The sequence below is a fragment of the Arthrobacter sp. efr-133-R2A-63 genome (genome assembly GCF_030209795.1).
Lineage (GTDB): Bacteria > Actinomycetota > Actinomycetes > Actinomycetales > Micrococcaceae > Arthrobacter > Arthrobacter bambusae_A.
In genome coordinates this window covers 288,167-303,739 of the sequence record NZ_JARVRG010000017.1, presented here as the reverse complement: position 1 = coordinate 303,739, position 15,573 = coordinate 288,167, and the positions used below count along the sequence as shown (strand labels likewise).

Here is a 15,573-nt window from a genome sequence, read left to right as displayed (position 1 = left end):
GCACAGAGTTCCAGAAGCGCCGACGTATCGACTTCGGCGGTGGCTGCGGTCCGCAGCTCTCACACATCCTGGGAACAGTCCATGCCCAGGTCGTTGACGATGATGGTGTACGCCGGTCTCCGCGTCAGAGAATAGGTGCTTTGGAGTTCGTCCCCGAGACGTAGGCCCGACTTCATCGATTCCACGGCGAAGTCATCGATTCCCGTTGAGACGTCGAAGTAGCCGCACGCAATCAGTACCTGGGTGTCACGCTTTAACGGAAAGGACAAGTCCAATTCAGACAGCAATTGGTTCGTTTTCAACTTCTACTCCTCGTTCTTCAGATGTCAGTTGGTTGCTTGTTTGAGCGCGTGTATCCGTCCAGACGCTGAGTGCGGCACACCCGGTCAGAACGATCAGCCCCATGATCTGCCGACCGTCCAGGAACTGGTTCAGGCCAAGTACGCCAACGGCCGAAGCCAGCGCGGGATCCAAAGCCGAGACCATCGCGAAGGGAAGCGCGCGCAGACGCTTCATCGCGAAAAGTTCCAGAGAGAATGGAATAACAATGGTCAGCAGTGCTACGACAAGCGCCTGGCCCGCCAACGGGCCTGCTGTCTGCAAATCGGGAGCCGGGGCCAGGAGCTGTCCGGCGAGAATAACCAGGAACGCGACCCACAAAGCCTTGGATAGCACTGCCAGTGGATGGGTCGTGGCCGGCATGGCCGTCCCTACCCTGATGTAGACGCTCAACAGAATCCCGGTAGCCACGGCCCACAGGATCCCTGCAGGATCCGGCTGACCGGCGTAGTCCACAATGAGGAAAAGTCCCGCTACGGCGCCCAAAACCGCAGGCCGGACCGCCCAAGAGCGCGAACGCAGACAGCCGATTGCCAAAGGGACAACGAATTCAACCGAAACCGCCAGAGACAGCGGGATGTGCGAAATTGCTTGATAGAAGCAAAGCTGCATCAAACCCAAGACGACTCCGTAAGCAACGATGCGGTGCACGGACACGGCAGCAGAATGTCGTGCAAACCAGAGGGCAGGTAGGAGCACCAAAGCTCCGATTCCCACCCTCAGACACGTCGCTGTTCCCGCGCCGACGGCTTCAATGAGCCCAACGGCCACGCCGTTACCGAGTTGCAGTGCGGTGAGGCTCGCGGCAACCGCAGCCACACCTGCCGAAGCAGTCCCTGGCTTCCTCATGTGATCCGTGCACACGACAAAACCACGCCAGCCGTCCCCCATGCCGCCATACGCTTATATTCCCCAATATGTCGTAACACTCCGCAATTCAACGGCACGCTACAGCACCAGCGGATGCTCTTCCAAGTCAAAAAACCGGTGCGGACAGCTTCCTCCCCTTCCTGCCGAGGTCGGGATGACGGATATTTCGCTTTTACAAGTCTGTGTTACTTGTCCTCCAGGGACACCTCCAAGGGAGAACGGGGCCCTTAGCGTACTCTGACGTCCGTTTTCTCAAGCGACCCCAACGTGGTTGCTCGTCCAGGTGGCGCCCGAATCGGAGCTGTGGGCCACCACCAAGGTGCTGCCCCGCAATCCCGCCTCCACGATGACCGATCCGGCCTGGGCTATTGGGCGTCCCGCGCTCGGCGACACTGGAAACGTGACATCCGGCCACAGTGCTGCTGCGCCAACCGGGATTGTCGATCCGATCAGCCTGATCGGATCGCCCGGGACGCCGGAAGGGCTCGACTGCGGCGGCGAACCTGGACTCGAAGGAGACTGGGACGAGGTCGTCGGGATGCTCGGCCCGGGAGGCGATGGCAGCGGACCGTCGACGCCGGCCCGCGGCTGGGTGACCAGGAATGCCGCCACGATCGTGGCGGCCACAGCCGCCGCAGCCACGGCTGCCAAACGCCGATTCGCGGCGAGCCGTCCGGCTGCGGTTTCCCCATCGCTTGTGCGCATCCCGGTCCGCCCGCCCCGGCTCAGCCGCTCAGGGAGCCCTGGGCGGCTTTTTCGGCGGCGGCCCTGCCGCCCCTGCCCCGCAGGACATGCGCTATGGCGACCGCGAGGAGGGCCCCAGCGACCGGACCGGTGGCGTAGATCCAGTATCGGCTGAAGTCACCTGTGATCAGGTCGGGGCCGAACGACCTGATCGGGTTCATCGACGCTCCGCTGACCGGGCCACCCCAAAGCCCGGCCATGACGATGTAAGCGGCGATTCCGAATGCCGACAAGGCGCCGACGTTCTGCGCCCCGGAGGCGACGGCGAGCACGGTGCTGACGAGTCCCGCAGTCAGCAGGACTTCCAGGGTGAAAGCCTGAAAATCGGTGAATTCCGGGCCCGGAACGGTCATCCCGTCCTTGCCGTAGTGGCCGAACACGGCCAGGAGCGTGGCGGACGCGAGCGCCGCCCCGGCAGCCTGGACGAGGATGTAGCCGGGAACTCTTGGCCAGGGGAAGTCCCGGCGCAGGGCGAACGCCAGAGTCACCACGGGGTTCAGGTGGGCCCCGGAAATGGGTCCTACGAAGAGGACGACGGCGATGATGGTCAGCGCCGGGGTCATCACCATGGCCGTGTGCCCGAGGCCTCCGTGTGTGGCGGTGTTTACGATGTCGGCGCCGGCTGCGGCCAGCACCAGAAGGTAGGTCCCGAGGAACTCACCGATGAGGCGCCGTGATCCGTTGCCGGGTTGGTTGAAGGTCCGGATCATGCGGTGGTCTTGGACCGAGAGGCCGGGGTGCCTTCGCCGTCCGGACCGGCCTGCCGCGTCGCGTATTGGCATCTCTCCAGCCTAGAACCCGGCGATACGCGCGGAAACGACCGTGTCTTCGCTCAGATGATTGGACGCGCAGATCCGGTGGTAGCCGTCCGCGATCCGGGCAGTGGTCCCGGCTTTCCTGCTGGCGCGGATGACCAGGCAGGGTGAGAGTGCCGTACCGGCCCTGACCCGGCCGAGTTCCTTGGCAACGTCCGGGTCATCGGCCGGCAGCAGTGGCAACCCCGCCGCACGCAGAAGGTCCTTGGCTTTGAACGACACGGTGTCCGCCTGCTCCAGGGCCTTGACCGCCCGGCTGACGGCTTTGGGCCCGGCGATGAGGGAGAGGTAGGGGGCGGCGGCCGGATAGTCGTGTTGTTGCGGTTTGTCCAGCCACTTCGCCAGCGGCTTGGAGTGGTCTGTGGCGTTGGAAGGTTGGCCGTGTTTGGTCATGATGCTCCTTCTGATCCGTTGGTGGCGCGCATCCTGCGTTGCCGGTGGTCCGGATTATCGGCGAGGCGACAGCCCTGATCCCGGGCGGCGCGAGCTGCGGGAGCACGCGACCCCGGATCCAGCGGATTGACACCGATTGCCTCCAGCGACGCGGCGTCGGCATTGATCATGCGTTCTCCTCATGCCTGGCGGTGGCAAGCTTCGACCGGACCCGTACGAGGGGTGCGTCCGGATTCTGCGGTTGGGGAATAGCGGTGAGAGCGAACTGGTCGATAGCACCGGGGCGGAAAACGAGGCACTCTGTGGAGCCGCCGAACTGGAAGTACCCCAATTCGTCGCCCTTGTTCACGTGGTGGCCCGGGACGATCTCCGGATCGATGACGCAGGACGAGACCTCGACCATGCCCACGGGTATCACCGCCATAAGGCCGATGACTGGGTCGTCGGCCTGGATCAGGATGATCGCGCGTGCCGCGACATGTGCCAGGTATGACTGCGAGAGGGTCGGCTCGACAGCGTCGGGCCCTTCTGATTCTGCCTCGGAGAAGTATGTACCGTCCTTGAGGTACGCCCGCACGATCGTTCCGGCGACGGGCGCGTGCCACCGGTGATAGTTCAGTGCGCTCAGGAACGCCTGGTACACCGTTCCGCCAACAAAGTGATCCACCGATTCATCCCGGGCGAGCAGATCCTCGAGTGAGTAAGGCTGGTTCTTGACCCAGAACCGGCTCTGGCGTTGAACGTCGGAGCTTATCTTGTAGGGGGTCGATTCGCAGGCGCTGACGATGATTTTGTCGTCTTCGGGTGCAGCAACGGGTCTGGAGGTCGAGGTGAGGCGGCGGGTGAAGAAATCATTCCACGAAGTGAAACCCCAGTGCTCGGCGAGGGGATCATGTTCATAGTCGTCCATCCCGACAACCTGCCGCGCCTTCTCCGACATCCAGCCGGACGGCGAGTCGTTCAGCACGTACAGCGAGTCCTCGCTGCTTAGGAACTCGCACCAGGCATTCAGTATCTTGCGGAACATGGCGACGATTCGAGGATCGCGATGGGCGGCGAACCCGGCCTCGGTTCCCATGGTCCAGTCAAGGATCGCTGTCAACGGCGTGGTGACCATGCCACCTTCGCTGAACTCCGGGGCGGTCGTCAGCACCTCGTTGATCAGCCGGAGCATCTGGTCAACGCTTGTCAGGTGCCGTTTGCGGTAGGGCTTCGACTTGGGAACCTGCTCGATCATCTCTGTCATGTAGAGGCGGACAACCGGATCGCCGGCGATAAGCTCTTTGAACTCCGCGATCACGGGATGCAGAGGAGCATCGTCGCCCCGGGCCTCCGCCCGTTCCCGGTGGCCGGCAATCCATTCCTCGAGCTCGTCCTGTCGCTCGGGCAGCCAGCCACCCGTTCGGCGGACACGGTCAGATGAAGAGTTGATAGTCATAGCGCCGAGCCTACGCGCCCTCGACCGGGGCGGGCGATGGGAACGCGTCAGAGAATCCCCGGCGGTCCGGGCGGCAGGAGTGGCAGAATTGTGAGATGGCTCACCCGGAATGGCCCGAGCTTCGCGCCGATGAGTGGACCCCAACCAGGGAGACAGTGCACATGTGGACCCAGATTGTGGGAAAAATCCGTATGGCGCATGCCCCGATGTTGAACCACTGGTGGCAGGTAACGTTGTACGTCACCCCGCGCGGACTGACCACATCAGCGATCCCGTACGCCGGCGGTGCGTACGACATCGAATTCGATTTCCTTGACCATCGGCTGCACATACGTGCCAGCAACGGGACGTCGGCATCCGTTGTCCTCGAAGCCAAGTCGGTGGCCGAATTCCACTCCGAAGTATTCGAAGCCTTGGGCAGGCTCGGTATCGAGGCGACCATCCGCGGCATTCCGAACGAGGTGGACCCGGCCATACCGTTTGCCCAGGACTTTCAACATGCCTCCTACGACCCGGAGGCTATTCGGTTGTTCTGGAGGCAATTAGTCCAGTCGGACCGGGTTATGAATGAATTCAGGTCGCGATTCCGGGGCAAAGCCAGTCCCGTCCATTTCTTCTGGGGAGGCATGGACTTGGCACACTCCCGCTTCTCCGGGCGTGGCGCGCCTATTCACCCCGGTGGTGTCCCGAACTGCGCCGACTGGGTGATGGTGGAGGGTTATTCCCACGAGCTCAGCAGCTGTGGGTTTTGGCCCGGGGGAGGGGACGAAGGAGCCTTCTATGCATACTCTTATCCGGAGCCGGCCGGTTACGCAGAATATGTCAACGATGCCGATGGCGCCTTCTATAGCAGCGATGGCAAGTTGTATCTCCTCCCGTACGAGAACGTCCGCACGGCGTCGGACGCTGACAAGATGCTGTTGCGGTTCCTGCAATCCACCTACGAGGCGGCGGCTGAAACGGGACGGTGGGACCGTACCGCACTGGATGTGGATCCGGCCCGTGGGCGGCGCTGACGACGATGCCGACATTCCTTCGGCGCGGAATGGCTGTGGGCGTAAAGTAATGGGTGGTCTAGAGGCACTCCAATGCGAGGGAAAGCCGCAATGAATGCATATCAAGGAATCGACGTTTCGATTCCACCCAGCGGGCCGGGCTGTGTTGAATGCGAGGCCAACAGTGGCTGGTGGCTGCACTTGCGGCGATGCGCCCAGTGCGGGCACATCGGCTGCTGCGACAACTCGCCCGGGCAACACGCCACGGCCCATGCGCAATCCAGCGGACACCCGGTCATCCGCAGCTTTGAACCGGGCGAGGACTGGTTCTTCAACTATCCGGACTCGGCATTTTTCGCCGGACCTGAGCTTGAACCACCGGCGCATCATCCTCTCGATCAAAGCGTTCCGGGCCCGGCGTCACGCGTCCCGACTGACTGGGAACAGCGGCTGCATTGACGGGGCGCACGCTTCCATGAGGACGGAGACGCTCAAGCTCTGATTTTAGGAGTGCATGGCTTCCGGGCTGAACGCCGAGGTCGCGTCGGTGACTTGGGTTCCGGTCGACTTGGCGTCGCTCGCCTGTGGCATTCTACTCAATCACTCGACTCCGGCGAGGTGAGTGATCCGCAGAATCCGACAGTGTCCATAGATGGACGAACGGAACGAGCCGAGGGATGGCTGGTTTCTAGGACGCGTCGGGATCCACGGCCAAGATGATGCCGTCATATCGGACGGCCAACGGGATGCCATCGGGGCTGAAGCGGACGGCGATCTCTTCTAGCGTGTGTACGGCCTCGGCAGTGAGTGTCATTGATGTGTTCTTTCCCGGGTTGTACGGCGCACCGTTGTCTTGCGGGCTTCGCGAGGGCTGACTCGGTTGTGTACGCACTCTTTTAATCGTCTGCGTCCACGGAAAAGGTACGCCCTCTGCAAAAGTGTTTACCCGAATCTCGCAATTGCCTCCATTTGATTGACCAGAGAATTGATTTCACAAACAGCTGGCCGGATAACTGCCGTCACGAATGTGGGTTCCGACTTGGGCCCTTCGGTTGTTGAAGCGTGAGGACGTGGGCAGAAGAGCACCCCGACAGGCAAGAACAGGGCAGATAATAATGCCAAGCGATCCGTCGCAGGGCCCTACCCTGGGAAACCAAGCAGTAGGGCGCTCATTACTCCACGAAACCCTCCATCCCGGGTTTCGGGGCCGGCGAACCCGTCGATCAGCGCCGTCAGGATGCGGTCCAGCCGGGGCTGCACATCCGCGATGTCGGGTGCCAGGTCCGGCCCGCGTTCGCAGGGGTCCCGCAGCGGCGGTGAGCCCCCTTAAGCAGAGTCGAACCGGCCGTCTAGAACACAGGCCGCCAGGTCTCGACGGCGTCATTGCTGACGGCCACGACTTCGCGCCAGCGGTCGAACAGCGAGCAAGGGTGGGAGATACCCAGGTCCACGATGTCGCCGACCCGCAGCCCTTCGGCATCGTCAACGATGGCGTGGTGGTCGAAGAGGCGGGTCAGCGTGGCGCGTGCACCGGCATGCAGGAGGGCCCCGTCGCGGTACCGGAAAACGATCACGGGCAGGCCGGCGTCGTACGCCAATTCGCGCTTGCCCGCGTTCAGGACCACGCGCCCGGGTTCCGGGGCGGAGATGACCAAAGCCCGCACCACCGCTGCGGCGGTGAGGCCGGGGACTGGCGAGACGCTCTGGTAGGTGCCGTGGTCGTGCACTACGTAGCAGCCTGAACGCAGCACATTGACGGAGGCGTTCTGCGGCAGGAAAGCGGCCGCACGGTCCTGGAACGCCGAGCCGCCGTTGGTGAAGACCGGGAGCTCCACCTCGAAGATGGGGTGCAGTTCATCGAAAATGTCGCGGGCCAAGCGGCAGTGCGAATCGATCCCGGCCAGGTTCTCATCCGTCCGGGTGTTCGGTGCCACGCCCTCGTAGGCGCTGACGCCGGCCAGCAGCAGCCCGCTGGCCGCGCGAATCTCCGCCGCCAGCGGCCCGGCTTCGGCCGCAGTGCGGATCCCGGTGCGGCCGCCGGGAGTTCCGACGTCGATCAGCACCTTCAGGGCCTGTGGCGACTCCTCGAACACCTCGGCCATGGCCTGGACGCCCGCCTCCGAATCGGCCAGGCAGTAGATTTCCAGTTCCGGCGATGCGGCCAGCCAGGCCCGCAACTGCTCGAGGTGGCCGTGGAACAGTACCTCGTTCGCGATGAGGATCCGGGTGGCTCCCCACTCGACGGCCTGCGCGGCCTGCGCGGTTGTCGCCACGGTCACGCCCCAGGAACCGGGCAGCTGCCGGCGGACAATCTCACCTGTCATGGTGGTCTTGATGTGTGGGGCCAGCACCATGCCGTGCTCACGTGTCCAGCCCTCTTTGATGCCGATATTGCGCTCGACGGCGGCAACGTCCAGGAGCATCTGCGGCAAGGTGCGGAGCGGGAGGGCAGGATCAAGGTGCGGCATGCGGTTCTTTCAGGATGGTTCGGGAAGCTGGGTACCCCGAGATCCTATCCGGGTTCACTAACTAGAGAACCCTCGACGGATCGCGGCGAATGACAGGTAGCGGCCACTCGGGCGGTAACCGGGCGGAGTGAGTATGGTCTTTCACGTGTCAGGCCGTTCAGGCGCATCGCCGCGTGGCCGGCTGCAAAGAGCTGAGTTCAGGCCATAGGAGGTCACATCATGTCTGTCATCATTGCAACCAAGATTTCCGGTGACACGAGCGTTTTTGCAAAATCGCTTGAGGAACGCGCGGACGAGTACCGCCAATGGGGCGAGCGCGGCCGGGCGGCAGGAGCGATCCACCATCAGTTCGCGGTGGGGGACGGGTTTGTCCTCGTCGTCGATGAATGGGAATCGACAGAGGCATTCCAGAAATTCTTCGGGGCGTCCGAGATCCAGGCGTTCATCGGCTCGGTCGGCGGAGATCCGAACGTGGCCCCCGAAGTCACCGTGGGGGAATCCGTCGACTCCGCGGACAAGTACTAGCGGACTCCCTGCATGTCGGTTACCGTCACCGTCCAGACTGTCCTCCCGCGCACGCTGGCCGCCGTCCGGCGCAAAGTCGCGCCGGGCGAAGTCGGTTCGGCATGGGGCCCTCCGGTGGGCCTTGTCTGGGACTTCATTCGCCGTCAGCCCGGCTTGTGGACGGACGGCCATAACATCTTTGTCTACCACCACCCGAACAAGCCCGATGCGCCGCTCTTGTGCGACTTCGGCGTCGAAGTCACCCGCACCTTCGAAACAGCGGGCGAGGTGTACGCGAGCGAAACACCGGGAGGCGAAGCTGCCGTGGCAGTCCACCATGGGCCGTACCACCTCATGAACGAGGCGTACAAGGCGATCGAGGAGTGGATGGCGGCGAATCATAGGGAGTCTGCCGGGCACTCCTGGGAGATCTACGGAGATCCGACCCCAGATCCGGCTGACACCGAAACGACAGTCGTGCACCTGCTGAAGTAGCACTGACCGTTCGCGCGCCCGGGACTCTTCACCGGGACCACAATTCGTCGATCAGCCGGTGAACGTGATCCGGCTGCTCGATGTGGGCGAAGTGGCCGCACCGCGCAAAAGTCGCCAAGCGGGTTTGGGGGACCACCACAGCCAACCGGGCCAGGTCGGACTCGGGTGTGAACACGTCCCTGTCGCCCCGGATCGCCAGGACCGGACAGAGGATGCCGCGCCACTGGCCGAAATCGTAGTGGGAGCCGGCCCGGGCGGCAGCGGAGAAGCTGGCGGGCCGGGCATCGTCGCCGAGCTCCCTTAACACGGCCGGGGGTATGGCTCCAGGATCTGCGAAGAACGGGGACATCAGCGGTCGCATCAGGGGCGTGGTGGCGATGGTACGGACCACAGCGGTCCCTGCCGCGCCGAGGGCGGCCATGGAGCGCATGGCCAGAAGCATGCCGGTGAACGCCGGGAATTTGTAGAGGCCGCGGAGTGGCGCGCCGCAGGCGTCGGACACACTGAATGTGGTGGCCGAAATGGCGGCTACCCCGGCGGTCTCCTCCGGCCAAGCCGCAGCCATGTGCAAGGCCAGGAAACCTCCCATGGAGTGGCCCACCAGTTTCCACCGCCTGTAGCCGAGCGCACTCAGCACCCCGACGACGGCGCGTGCCATCGCCTCGATGCTGAATTGTTCACGCCGGGCGCCTGCCGTGGATTCGCCCCAGCCCGGCAGGTCGATCAATACCCGGTCATGGGCCGTTGCCCTGGCAAGCAGTGATTGGAAAGTTGTCCATGACCCCGCGGCTCCGTGAAGGTAGACCTCCGGGGTGCCGGATTCGGCCCTCGGCCCGTGGGTGCCCTGCTGGACGCGCACCATGCAGGGACCCAACTCGGTGGGAAGGACATGGCGCCGCAGCGTAGGGGCGTTTTTCTGTTGAACACTCATGGTCGCCTTCGCTCTTGCTCGTTGACAGTGGTTCGTAGCCGCGGAGGTACTGGACTGGATCAACTTCGACGAGCTGGTCCACGATGCGCCGTATGCCGGCACCCTCGTGGTCAGGGGGTGAGCGGACCTCGCAGGACGCGGACCGCGAGGGCCTTGTCCCCTTCGATGGACGCTGATTCTGCGAGGTTGGAGCGGCCCCACAGACCCGGGTACATCCCGCCCGGCGTCGAGGAAATCGAAGCTTTGGCTTCTCCTTCGCCGATTTTCCAGCGGCCGGCCCCTGCTACCTCGAAGGTCACCGCGCCCTCTGGCTGCGGCATCCGTCCGAGGCGGAGCTGGCGCGGGGTGAACATTGTGAGGATCTCGTCGATTCCGTCGAGCAGGAAATCGGCTGAGAAAGCGGGGTCCGCCAAGCCCGATGCTTGGCAGGCGTCGATGAGGTGCACGGCGTGTTCATGCGCCTGGCGTCGACGCCAGAACCCGGCCGTGCGCGGGGGAGGGCCGAAGTTCCAGCATGGTTCTTCCGGATCGAGCGCCGACATTGTCCCGAGGAAAGCGTCCGCGCCCTCAAGGAACCACGCTACGGCGCCGGTGGCCGGTGGGACCGGTTCTTCGGCGACTTTGCCCGAAAGGACTATTTCGGCCGCCCAACGTTCAATGGAACCCAGATGGCCGAAGAGATCCTTGAGGTTCCAGCCGGGACAAGCCGGCACGGGACGAGTCAGAACGTTCTCGGGTTGGCGTGCCAGGAGGCTAAGACGGTCCAGGGAGCTGATCAACTCGGGAAGATAGAGATCCGGCGACATGTCTTGAGCATAACGGGCGATGCGGAGGATTCTTTCCGAGTCGGCCCGATGCCAGGACAGCTCATTTCCTGGCTACCGGGTGAGGCTAAGGTCTTTGCAAGTCCATCTGATGGATTACTCAGCCTGCACATAGGAAGCAGGCTTACTATGGTGGGACCATGCCGGACCTAAACGACTGGACGACTCCACGGTTGCTCTCAACGGCAGCGCGATTGGTCGAGCATGCCTGGAACGAGGAGCTTGCCGTCCTGGGCCTGACCCATGCGGGCGTTATCGCGCTCGAAGTTCTCGATGCGGAAGGGGCCATGGTCCAGGCCAGGCTTTCGGCCAAAGTCCAGGTGCAGGCGCAGACCATGGGACAGACACTTTCCAGGCTTGAGGCGCACGGGCACATCACCCGGGAACGTAGCCGCCTGGACGGGCGGTCGCAAAGGGTCGCAGTTTCGGACCTGGGGAAAGCGGCCCTTGTCCAGGCTCGGGAGATTGATCGGAGCCTGACTCCCGGCGTCGACATCGGTGTGGAGGAACTGCGCGACAAGCTGACGGCCGTGATCCGCTGGCTCGGGTCTGCCCGTTGGGGCGAAGAGAAGCCCGAGCGGGCGCCGATCTCAAAGGACAGGGCCCTGCCCGAGCAGGGCTAGGTACCGGCTGCGTATCCCTTCACGGAGTTTGTGAGGGGCCGTCAGAGTGGCCGGGTACACTGGCGGTGCTGCGGGAGATCCCGCAGTGGACGATTCGTATTTTAGGAGTCATCTTGGCCAGATTTCTGATCACCTATCACGGCGCCGGGCATCCGGATCCGGCCGAAATGGAAGCTGCCCGGAAGGACTTCATGGCGTGGCTCGGCAATGCCGGTCCGGCCGTTACTGATCCCGGTGCGCCGCTGGGCTTTGCTGGCCAGGTCGCCACCGGGACGCCGGAGGCTGTTGCGGATATCCTCGGCTATTCCATTCTGGAAGCCGACTCGGCCGAAGCCGTGAGCGAACTGCTCGCCTCCCACCCGTTCGTCACGCGCGGCGGAACGCTGCAGATCAATCAGGCCCTGGCCTGACACGCATCCCGGAGCTGCGTTGGCCTCGAAGGGCCCCTTGCCGATCCGCCGACAGGCGGAGGGTGAGGGGCCCTTCGGTTCCGCTCCGGGATTCCCCAGGGTCGGGCGGACTTTCGCCAGGACCGGGGGCAGTCAGCGGCCGGCAGTTGCGGGAACGGCCGAAAGCAGCTCCCGGTAGCGGGTCGCATGGGCCGCCAATTCTTCATCCGTCACGCGCGGAGCCGAATGCAGGATCAGCGGTTCCTCCAACTCCAAGCCGCAAAGGTGCGCGGTGGCTTCCATGGGCCGCAATAGCTCGGCCATGGTGAAGCGGTTGCTTCCCGAGGGCGCGTAGGACGACTCCGGGCCGCCGGTCGAGATGGCAAGGCGCAGGCGCTTTCCGTGGAGCGCGCCTCCGCCGGAACCGTAAGCGAACCCGTAGGTGAGCACCTGGTCCATCCATTCTTTGAGTACGCCCGGAACGGAATACCAATGCCACGGGAACTGGAACACGATGGTGTCGTGCTCGCGCAGAAGCCCCTGCTCCCGGATGACGTCGACGCGCCGGTCCGGGTAAGTGGCTGAGAGATCATGGACGGTGACGTTTTCGACGTCCATGGCGGCTGCGGCGAGGTGTGCGGTAATCCTGGATTTTTCCACATCAGGAAGGGCAACGACGATGAGAGTGCGGGTGGGGGTCATGGAAGGTTTGTACGTCTTTCAGGATCGGAGTCGAGGACGGGTCGGATGGCGAATCAGCTGACGTGGACTCCGCCGTCGACGTCCAGTACTGTGCCCGTGATGAAGGTGTTCCCCATGAGGAATATGGCCGCGGTGGCCACGTCCGAAGGCAGTCCCGCACGGCCGGCCGGCACGCTCGCCGCGTAGCCATTGAGCATGCCTTGGCGCATCTCTTCGGGCATTCCAGCGTAGGCCGGGGTGTCCACCAAGCCGGGGGCGATCACGTTGACGCGGATCGGGGCGAGATCGATCGCGTTGGCCTTGCCGAAGGCCTCGAGCGCCGCGTTGATTGCGGCCATCATGGGACGCCCCGGAGCGTGCTTGCGGCTGGCGGCCCCGCCCACAAGGGTGATGGATCCGTCCTTGGCGATGCGGTCGGCCGCCGCACGCACCGCTTCGTAGTAGCCCCAGAACTTGATGTCCATGAAGGGCCGCACCTGCTCGGAGCTCAGCTCACGGATTCCGCCCATGGCGCCGGGCCCGGCCGAGAGGACCAAGTGGTCGAACGCCCCGATCCGTTCGAACAGGGACTCGACCGAGGACGTGGAGGTGAGGTCCACGTGCTCAATCGCCACCCCTGTGGGGAGGTTGGCATTCCCGGTATTGCGGGCGGCGGCCGTGACGCGGGCGCCTTGTGCCGCTGCGTGCTCGACGACGGCGCGTCCGATGCCCGAGGTGCCTCCGATGACGAGGACGTGCTTCCCGGCGAAGTTGTAAGAGCTCATGGGGTTCTCCCGTAAGTAGGGCGTCGATCAGATGTGACGGATCGTTCTCAAACAGTTTGTGACGGAACGATCCGTCTGTCAAACTGGATGCAAGGCAACAGCGGACGAAGGTTTCAGAAGGAGTGTGGTTTCCGTGGCACGCAGGAGTGGCGAGGAGAACCGGCGCAATGTGCTCGATGTGGCGACGCGCCTTTTCTACCAGCAGGGGATCAGGGCGGTCGGGATGGACACCGTGGTCAAGGAGTGCGGGGTGGGCAACGCCACGATCTATCGCCAGTTTCCCACCAAGGACGCCCTGGCCACCGCCTATGTTCAGGGGCGCGCGGATGCCTGGTTCGAGCGGATGGAGCAGGCCGCCGGGGAAGCGTCGTCCCCGGCGGGCAAGTTGATGGCTGTTTTCGAAGTGCTCGCGGGGGACACAGCCGGTCCCGCGTATCGCGGGTGTCCGATGCTCAACACCAGCACCGAGTTCCCCGAGGGGCGGCACCCGGCGCACCTCGTCGCCGTCGGGCACAAGCAGCAAGTGCGGGACTGGTTCCGCTCCCTCGCCTCCGACGCCGGCGCGCAGGACCCCGGGCAGCTCGCCGATGAACTGCTCATCATCCTCAACGGCGCCTATGCCACCGCGGCCGTCCTCGACGGCGCGACCTACGGCCGGCGCGCCCTCCGCCTTGCCCGGTTCCTGATCGAAGACTCCTGCCCGGGTTCTTAGGACTGTCCGGGCCGGTGAAGGCGAAAGACTTGATGTGGATCGTCGCGGTGGCAGCCGTGCTCACCGTGGACGGCATAGCCGGGGATCCCATGCTGGAACCCATCGTCACCGAGGCCACATCAGATGGCGCCACAGACGTCATGTGATCGACGGCCGGAATTGCCGCGACCGTCGCCTCACCATGGCGGCTACCAGCAAGAGCACGACGGCGGCGCCCAGGCCCAGTCGCGCCGCCAATTGGCCGTAAGGTTCCGCTCCGGTGAAATACATCAGTGCCAGCACAGGAGCGATCGCCGTGAACTCGTAACGAGCGCTCAGCACCACGAACGGCAGGAGCAGGAGCGCATACCAGGGGTAGCTCGGCGACACGATCAGCAGCGTTCCTCCGACCATCAAGACCTGCCCGTCCCAAGGCCGGGCGGCGTCGGTGGTCCGCCACACGTAGAGGGCCAGGCCGAGCAGCAGCACCAGTGCGGCCGGTCCTGCCCAACCGGCCGGGAGCAGCAGCTTCAACAAGGTGAATCGCGGACTGTCCTGCCCGTCATAGCCCTCCGATCGAAGGTATTCGGGCAGATAGCCGAGTACCGCCCAGCCGCTGGCGAGCAGGTACGGGACGTACGTCACGGCAAAGGTTGCCGTGGCCGCGGCGACGAAGCGGACCGGCCTCCGATACAGCAGGGCCGGGGCGCTGATGACGGGAATGAGCTTGGTGGCAACCGCCGCGCCAAACGCCACTCCGGAACCCAGGGTGCGTCCGCCCACCAACAACAGTGCTGCCGCCAAGGCCAGTGCGGTGCCCAGCGCGTCCACGTGAGCGCCATTGATGGCCTCAAAAGCGACCAGCGGAGACCATCCCCACCACACCGCTTGGTGTGCGGGCCGGCCGGTGCGGCGCAGGAACGCAAGCAGCGCCACCGTCACAGCGAGACTGAGGAGCAGCCCGGCCAGCTGGAAGGCGACGAACCCCACCTCGGAGCCAGGGATGAGCCGCACCGCCAGGAAATACAACTCTGCCGCTGCGGGATACACGGTGGGTACGGTGGGCCTGTTGATTGCCGTGCACAGGGTGCTCCCGCCGGGAATATTGGATGTGGTCTCGGTGCCGGTCGGGAAGGGATTGGTATGGCACGTTCCGTCAGGCCCGGCATCCTGGAATAGCCAGGACGGCCGCAGCGGCCGCAGCGCCTCGTCCGCCGGAACGTGGGCATAAGGGGAGATCCCGGCCTTTTGAACGATGCCGTCCCACGCATAGCGGGCGGAGTCGTTGCTGGTGGCGGGCGGGGCGGCGATGGCTGCTACTCCCACCAGGAGGGAGCCCAGGAGCACGACGGCGGCCGCGTACCGCGCCGGGATCCGGCGCGCCACCAGTGCTGCCGGGACGAAGACGGTCCAGGCCGCGAGCGTGCCAAGGGGGGAAACCCACTCCGCGGACGGATCCGTAGTGACCGTCCACCAGATGACGACGGCGAGCAAGGCCACCAAGGCGAGCGCCACCGCAGCCGAAATACCGGACGCGCGCCGGGGTGTTGATTCGCTCACCCTTTGATCCTGCATCACTCGCGGGCCG

At 64.4% G+C, this 15,573-nt stretch carries 21 protein-coding genes; 8 read left to right on the top strand and 13 right to left on the bottom strand.

Annotated features, from left to right (window positions below; all coding sequences use genetic code 11):
* Window positions 1–59: 59 nt before the first annotated feature.
* From QRN45_RS09575 to QRN45_RS09550, 6 genes are all read right to left on the bottom strand, one after another.
* A complete protein-coding gene (locus tag QRN45_RS09575; protein ID WP_284763113.1) occupies window positions 60–302 on the bottom strand; it encodes a hypothetical protein in 243 nt (80 codons plus the stop codon).
* Window positions 277–996 carry an EamA family transporter gene (locus QRN45_RS09570; RefSeq protein WP_284763111.1) on the bottom strand — a complete coding sequence of 240 codons (720 nt, stop codon included), beginning with the start codon at window positions 994–996 and terminating at the stop codon, window positions 277–279. Before QRN45_RS09570 ends, QRN45_RS09575 begins: the two co-directional genes overlap by 26 nt.
* Window positions 997–1,461: 465 nt before the next feature.
* A complete protein-coding gene (locus QRN45_RS09565) occupies window positions 1,462–1,914 on the bottom strand; it encodes a hypothetical protein (protein WP_284763110.1) in 453 nt (150 codons plus the stop codon).
* 20 nt (window positions 1,915–1,934) lie between these two features.
* Window positions 1,935–2,735 (bottom strand): MIP/aquaporin family protein, encoded by an 801-nt coding sequence (locus QRN45_RS09560; protein ID WP_284763109.1) that lies wholly within the window; start codon window positions 2,733–2,735, stop codon window positions 1,935–1,937.
* 9 nt (window positions 2,736–2,744) lie between these two features.
* Window positions 2,745–3,161: a hypothetical protein gene (locus QRN45_RS09555; RefSeq protein ID WP_284763108.1), complete on the bottom strand. Its 417-nt coding sequence runs from the start codon at window positions 3,159–3,161 to the stop codon at window positions 2,745–2,747.
* A 166-nt stretch (window positions 3,162–3,327) separates the two neighbouring features.
* Window positions 3,328–4,599: a phosphatidylserine decarboxylase family protein gene (locus QRN45_RS09550; RefSeq protein ID WP_284763106.1), complete on the bottom strand. Its 1,272-nt coding sequence runs from the start codon at window positions 4,597–4,599 to the stop codon at window positions 3,328–3,330.
* A gap of 95 nt (window positions 4,600–4,694) precedes the next feature.
* On the opposite strand from QRN45_RS09550, the gene QRN45_RS09545 reads away from it, so the two are divergent.
* Complete coding sequence (locus QRN45_RS09545; RefSeq protein WP_241708459.1) at window positions 4,695–5,615, top strand: DUF5996 family protein; 921 nt, start codon at window positions 4,695–4,697, stop codon at window positions 5,613–5,615.
* Window positions 5,616–5,705: 90 nt separating this feature from the next.
* Window positions 5,706–6,053 carry a UBP-type zinc finger domain-containing protein gene (locus tag QRN45_RS09540; protein ID WP_241708460.1) on the top strand — a complete coding sequence of 116 codons (348 nt, stop codon included), beginning with the start codon at window positions 5,706–5,708 and terminating at the stop codon, window positions 6,051–6,053.
* A gap of 229 nt (window positions 6,054–6,282) precedes the next feature.
* Here QRN45_RS09540 and QRN45_RS09535 read toward each other — a convergent pair whose 3' ends face one another.
* Together QRN45_RS09535 and QRN45_RS09530 are read right to left on the bottom strand one after the other, a co-directional pair.
* On the bottom strand, window positions 6,283–6,408 hold the full coding sequence (locus QRN45_RS09535; protein WP_284763104.1) for a hypothetical protein: 126 nt from the start codon (window positions 6,406–6,408) through the stop codon (window positions 6,283–6,285).
* Window positions 6,409–6,943: 535 nt separating this feature from the next.
* On the bottom strand, window positions 6,944–8,062 hold the full coding sequence (locus QRN45_RS09530) for an alanine racemase (protein ID WP_241708462.1): 1,119 nt from the start codon (window positions 8,060–8,062) through the stop codon (window positions 6,944–6,946).
* 219 nt (window positions 8,063–8,281) lie between these two features.
* On the opposite strand from QRN45_RS09530, the gene QRN45_RS09525 reads away from it, so the two are divergent.
* Both QRN45_RS09525 and QRN45_RS09520 read left to right on the top strand, forming a co-directional pair.
* Window positions 8,282–8,587: a hypothetical protein gene (locus QRN45_RS09525; protein ID WP_078105227.1), complete on the top strand. Its 306-nt coding sequence runs from the start codon at window positions 8,282–8,284 to the stop codon at window positions 8,585–8,587.
* A 12-nt stretch (window positions 8,588–8,599) separates the two neighbouring features.
* Window positions 8,600–9,061, top strand: coding sequence for a GyrI-like domain-containing protein (locus QRN45_RS09520; protein WP_241708463.1), 462 nt, complete (start codon window positions 8,600–8,602; stop codon window positions 9,059–9,061).
* 28 nt (window positions 9,062–9,089) lie between these two features.
* Here QRN45_RS09520 and QRN45_RS09515 read toward each other — a convergent pair whose 3' ends face one another.
* Together QRN45_RS09515 and QRN45_RS09510 are read right to left on the bottom strand one after the other, a co-directional pair.
* Complete coding sequence (locus tag QRN45_RS09515) at window positions 9,090–9,992, bottom strand: alpha/beta fold hydrolase (RefSeq protein WP_284763101.1); 903 nt, start codon at window positions 9,990–9,992, stop codon at window positions 9,090–9,092.
* Between the two features lie 110 nt (window positions 9,993–10,102).
* On the bottom strand, window positions 10,103–10,798 hold the full coding sequence (locus QRN45_RS09510; RefSeq protein ID WP_241708465.1) for a maleylpyruvate isomerase family mycothiol-dependent enzyme: 696 nt from the start codon (window positions 10,796–10,798) through the stop codon (window positions 10,103–10,105).
* 158 nt (window positions 10,799–10,956) lie between these two features.
* Between QRN45_RS09510 and QRN45_RS09505 the strand changes: the two genes are divergently transcribed.
* Window positions 10,957–11,439, top strand: a complete 483-nt coding sequence (locus QRN45_RS09505) for a MarR family winged helix-turn-helix transcriptional regulator (protein ID WP_241708466.1) — start codon at window positions 10,957–10,959, stop codon at window positions 11,437–11,439.
* A gap of 113 nt (window positions 11,440–11,552) precedes the next feature.
* Window positions 11,553–11,849, top strand: coding sequence for a hypothetical protein (locus QRN45_RS09500; protein ID WP_284763099.1), 297 nt, complete (start codon window positions 11,553–11,555; stop codon window positions 11,847–11,849).
* 132 nt (window positions 11,850–11,981) lie between these two features.
* On the opposite strand, the gene QRN45_RS09495 is transcribed toward QRN45_RS09500, so the two are convergent.
* Together QRN45_RS09495 and QRN45_RS09490 are read right to left on the bottom strand one after the other, a co-directional pair.
* Window positions 11,982–12,530: an NAD(P)H-dependent oxidoreductase gene (locus tag QRN45_RS09495; protein WP_284763098.1), complete on the bottom strand. Its 549-nt coding sequence runs from the start codon at window positions 12,528–12,530 to the stop codon at window positions 11,982–11,984.
* A gap of 53 nt (window positions 12,531–12,583) precedes the next feature.
* Window positions 12,584–13,294 (bottom strand): SDR family oxidoreductase, encoded by a 711-nt coding sequence (locus tag QRN45_RS09490; protein WP_284763097.1) that lies wholly within the window; start codon window positions 13,292–13,294, stop codon window positions 12,584–12,586.
* 133 nt (window positions 13,295–13,427) lie between these two features.
* On the opposite strand from QRN45_RS09490, the gene QRN45_RS09485 reads away from it, so the two are divergent.
* Together QRN45_RS09485 and QRN45_RS09480 are read left to right on the top strand one after the other, a co-directional pair.
* On the top strand, window positions 13,428–14,006 hold the full coding sequence (locus QRN45_RS09485) for a TetR/AcrR family transcriptional regulator (protein WP_241708470.1): 579 nt from the start codon (window positions 13,428–13,430) through the stop codon (window positions 14,004–14,006).
* Window positions 14,007–14,020: 14 nt separating this feature from the next.
* Window positions 14,021–14,152, top strand: a complete 132-nt coding sequence (locus QRN45_RS09480) for a hypothetical protein (protein ID WP_284763096.1) — start codon at window positions 14,021–14,023, stop codon at window positions 14,150–14,152.
* Here the strand turns inward: QRN45_RS09480 and QRN45_RS09475 are convergent.
* Window positions 14,145–15,545 (bottom strand): glycosyltransferase 87 family protein, encoded by a 1,401-nt coding sequence (locus QRN45_RS09475; RefSeq protein WP_284763094.1) that lies wholly within the window; start codon window positions 15,543–15,545, stop codon window positions 14,145–14,147. The two genes, QRN45_RS09480 and QRN45_RS09475, sit on opposite strands and share 8 nt — an antisense overlap.
* Between the last annotated feature and the right edge of the window lie 28 nt (window positions 15,546–15,573).